This is a genomic window from Neisseria sp. HMSC055H02 (assembly GCF_001813335.1).
Lineage (GTDB): Bacteria > Pseudomonadota > Gammaproteobacteria > Burkholderiales > Neisseriaceae > Neisseria > Neisseria sicca_C.
Genome location: NZ_KV812124.1, coordinates 5301 through 9353, shown reverse-complemented (window position 1 = coordinate 9353; position 4053 = coordinate 5301). Strand labels below are relative to the sequence as shown.

3 protein-coding genes and 1 pseudogene are annotated in these 4053 nt (G+C 41.2%); all 4 read right to left on the bottom strand.

Features of this window, described 5'->3' with window-relative positions:
* Window positions 1-63: 63 nt before the first annotated feature.
* Window positions 64-546, bottom strand: a complete 483-nt coding sequence (locus HMPREF2907_RS09945; protein WP_070682580.1) for a hypothetical protein — start codon at window positions 544-546, stop codon at window positions 64-66.
* Between the two features lie 253 nt (window positions 547-799).
* Window positions 800-1303 (bottom strand): immunity 42 family protein, encoded by a 504-nt coding sequence (locus HMPREF2907_RS09940; protein ID WP_070682579.1) that lies wholly within the window; start codon window positions 1301-1303, stop codon window positions 800-802.
* A 239-nt stretch (window positions 1304-1542) separates the two neighbouring features.
* Window positions 1543-2004: a hypothetical protein gene (locus HMPREF2907_RS09935; RefSeq protein ID WP_070682578.1), complete on the bottom strand. Its 462-nt coding sequence runs from the start codon at window positions 2002-2004 to the stop codon at window positions 1543-1545.
* A gap of 8 nt (window positions 2005-2012) precedes the next feature.
* Window positions 2013-4053, bottom strand: a pseudogene (locus HMPREF2907_RS13325) (two-partner secretion domain-containing protein); the annotation flags it as partial.

The following is a 4053-nucleotide window of genomic DNA, read 5'->3' as shown; positions in this document are numbered from 1 at the left end:
GCATGCGTGCGTTCCGCACACATGCTACTTTTTGAGTTTAGGTTTCATATAGGCTACGGCTTGCTAAATTTCATTTAAAAAATCAGGATTTTCAAATAACTTGTAAATAAAACTCTCTATTGAGTCAGCTAACGGGTTTTCCATATCCCATATCCAATAGACGGGTTGTTTAGGCTTATTTAAATTTCGCCTATCAAAACAAATAAAATATTCACTAAATCTTTCGAAAAATGGTACTTGATATGGTTCAATAACAAAATCAGAAGAAACTTGTTCTGATTCCCCAATCAATATATCTAAAATAGATAAAGGATCCATAATTCGATTATCGGACTCTGATCGAATACTTCCACTTTCATTTACAGTAAGAAAACCATAACCAATTTCTTTCCAAAAGCAGAATAAATCATATGGAATTTGGATATGCTTTTCTAACTCTAGAAAATCACTATCTGGTAATTTAAAAAATAGATTTTTTTCTTGGCATAATGAATATTTGTCGAAATTATTCACAATAATAGAAGAATTTTTTATTCGTTCAAACATATTATCTATCCAAATGTTTTTGAAGATTTCTTAATGGTCCATCTGCCCGATGAATGCTGCCTTGATGCTGTTCAGGATACCTGACTGGAGTAATGTTTTGCCAAATATTACCACCATTATTTTCTAATGGCTAAATATGGTGAGCATCATACTTACTTCCTGTTGGCTTTATAGTCCTACCAGCTCTAGAAGATATTAAAGAACACGTGCCTGATGCATCCTTAAACATAGATTTAATGTGAGATAAATTTCATCAATCATCATTTAAAATATAATCATACTTCATCATTAATTTTTCCATAATATTTTTTATATATCCTTTTTTAAACACTGATTCCTTAATAATATTGTTATTCAAATATAACAATTTTTCATTATACTTATCAGACAAATACCAAATATTGTCTTTTTCTTCAGGGTTGTCAATATATTCTGTTATACAGTATTTCCAATATAAATAAGATTCTTCTTCTGATAATTTCATATTACGATAATGAACGGCATCGTTTAAAAAAATATATGCATTACAATAGTCTAAGTTAAATAAATTAGGACACTCTAGATCATCAATTATTGAAATAAACTGTTGTATGCTACGCAAAGAATTTGGTAAAAAAGTAGATGTATTTGGTAGTTCTTGAGGAATCATGTCCCCATTCACAAAAAATGTAAAAACTCCTTCAGAAAAATTTTCTGAACTCCATTCATCTATCTCCTCAATCCAAATTGCAAATTTATATGGATTCCCAAAAATCATTTAGAATACTCCTTGAATAAAATTTATTTTCCAGGAATACCCAATTTCCTACGCAATTGGATATTAAGTTTATCAATTCTATTCCTGTTTAAGGTTCCTGCCCAATGATACAAATTCCTGTTGTCAGCACCCACCACTAAAGGATTGCTGCCGGTAACAGTCGACTTTATGTTTTTCAGATTACGGATACTTGCAAAAAACACGAAGAATTCGTGAAGGCTATGGTGTGCTAAAATATATTATAGATTCAATTGAAAAATAACAGATTCAACTGTACCTTTCTTATATCTGATTTCTTTAAAGTTTTTTCCATTGTCAAAACTATAAAAAAGTCTCTCTTCCTCACCAGAATATCCCATCTCTAATACTAAACAATCTATTTCACAATTACTCCCACCACTCATATATGTAGTATCAATAGAAAATATATTACATAATTCCAGAGAATTATATTTATCTATATCAAATAGTTGCTCTCCAAAATCCAACCCATTGTTTCCACCCGTATAATACTTCTCTTCAAAGGATGATTTCAAACTATTAAAAACTGTATTTAATGTAAAATACCCATATGGGCATATCTTAGGATATATATTCTCTCCTATTATTATTTGAATTTTTCCATAGATAAAACCATTACATTCAGAGTTTTCTTCCCATAAAACCCCAAATTTTCTTGTTGAGTCCATAATAATATTCATATAAATCCTTATTTTAATAACTTGTTCTTTGATTGATCGGGGTATGCTTTTTTAATTCCTGCTTTTTGTTGACTTGTTAAGGACAAGGGATTTTTCTTATCGGATGTAGAACCCGCCCAATGCCAAGGTTCATTTTTCCTATCGCCCCCCATATAACGATGAATATGTCCTTTATCATCAATTGCAAATCGCTGTTTACCAATTTGTACTGAGCTTTCAATTAATTGAACTGAATTCTTTGGCTCAATACCAGCATCAAACTTAAACCCTAACTGACCAGGAGTATGTTTAGGATTAGATTTATAAGTAGTTTCACTAACCGTTTTATCTGGATTTTTAATTTTTATTGAGATAGCTTGAGGAACAGGTATAGAAGACTCTACTTCCTGTCCTTTAGACGTAGCAAAATCATTCTTTTGATGACTCTTCGCTGCCAACGCCGTATCCGGAATCCTATCCCCCTTCGCAACATTGCCGTTTGCCGGAATACGGATATTCCCGACCCCCGCCAATAAGGGATCGCTGCCGGTAACGGTCGGCTTGATGTTTCCCAGATTACGGATGCCTGCACGAACCGCTACATTTACCCTTGGGTTCGGGATGACGCCCGTCAGGATGTCGGTAACGTTCAGCGCAAACTCTTCGTTTTTCCGCTCTTCCTGCCTGATTTTGGTGTCTTTCGTCCCGCTGTGCAACCAGGTCAGGTTACGGTATTCGGGTTTGTCCTGTCGGCGGTATTCCTCAAACAGTTTCGGATCATTGTAGGCTTGCGGATTTCTTGCGCCGTAGTCGCGGTAGTCCCAAGTATAACCCAAGGCTTTGTCTTCGCCTTTCATGCCGATAAGGGATATAACGCTTTGATCCGTATAGCTGTCTTGGGAATCTTTGTCCACCCAGCGCAGTATCTGCCTGCGGATTCTCATTGCCGCTTCTTGGCTGCTGATTTTTCTGCCTTCGCGTTTTTCGACTTCGCGCTTGAGGGCTTCGGCATATTTGTCTGCCAGTGCCGTTTCTTTCGGATGCAGCTGCCTATTGTTCCAATCGACATTCGCCCCTACTGCCGCCGTACCGGCATTCCCGCCCACCGCATAGCCGATGGCCGCCCCGCCCAGTGCGTTGACCGCCGCTTTGCCCGCCGGACCGAGGTTTTCCGCCGCTTTGTCCAAATACGGTGCGGCAAGGGAAGTGCCGCCGCCGGCCAGTATGCCGCCGAGGCTGCCGGTCGTCAGTCCGCCTGCCGCCCCGTGCAGTATGCTCCTGCCTATGCCGCCTTCTTTCCAGGTGTCGTAGCGGCTTTGGTTTTCGGCAAGATAGGCGTTTACTTGACTGAGGGATGTGCGGATGGCGGCTTTTCCGGTTTCGCTGTCCGTGTTTTGCAGTTCGGCCTCCAGCAGGGTTTTGGCTGCCTGATACCGTTCGTAACTTCGGGTGTTGCCGAGTTTGTCGGAAACGGCCGCTGCGGCTTGGGCGGCATTTTTACCGAACTCCTGCGTTACTTCCCTTTGCAGGTTGATCTCTTTGGCAACCGCGTCTTTGTCGAAGCTGTTTTTCAGACGACCTGTGTGTTGGGCTACAGTTTCGGTGTCGATGCCGGTGTAGATACGCGCTTCGGTTTCTTCGGCAGGCCTGCCGGTTCGGGCAAGTTGTCCCGCTTCGTCGGTGATGTGCATGTTGCGGGTGTTGATGCCGCTGCGGGTGGTGCTGTTTTTGCCGTCCCCGTCGCTGCCGTAGCCGGCGGCCGGGCTGATCCTGTCGGCAGGCCTGCCTTGTTTGTCGGTAACCGTGCCGTCCCAGCCGCCGTTCAGGTCGAAACTGCCGCCTATGCCGAAGCTTTTGCCTTCGTAGCGGCTGTGGTTTTGAATGTCGCCGGCAGTAAGGGTGGCCGTCTGAAAAAGGTTTTTTCCTTTGTCTTCGGCACTTCTGGCGGAGGTGATGATGCCGCCCTTGAGGTCTGTGTTGTCTCCGACTTTGATTTGATAGCCGTCTTCTCCGGCATAAATACCGCTTTGTTCGGTTACCGAGGCATGGTCTGCTTTGACTTTGCTTTGG

Bases quoted from the DNA above. Each gene is read 5' to 3' on its own strand.
- HMPREF2907_RS09945 (WP_070682580.1), bottom strand. From the start codon at position 546: ATGTTTGAACGAATAAAAAATTCTTCTATTATTGTGAATAATTTCGAC.
- HMPREF2907_RS09940 (WP_070682579.1), bottom strand. From the start codon at position 1,303: ATGATTTTTGGGAATCCATATAAATTTGCAATTTGGATTGAGGAGATA.
- HMPREF2907_RS09935 (WP_070682578.1), bottom strand. From the start codon at position 2,004: ATGAATATTATTATGGACTCAACAAGAAAATTTGGGGTTTTATGGGAA.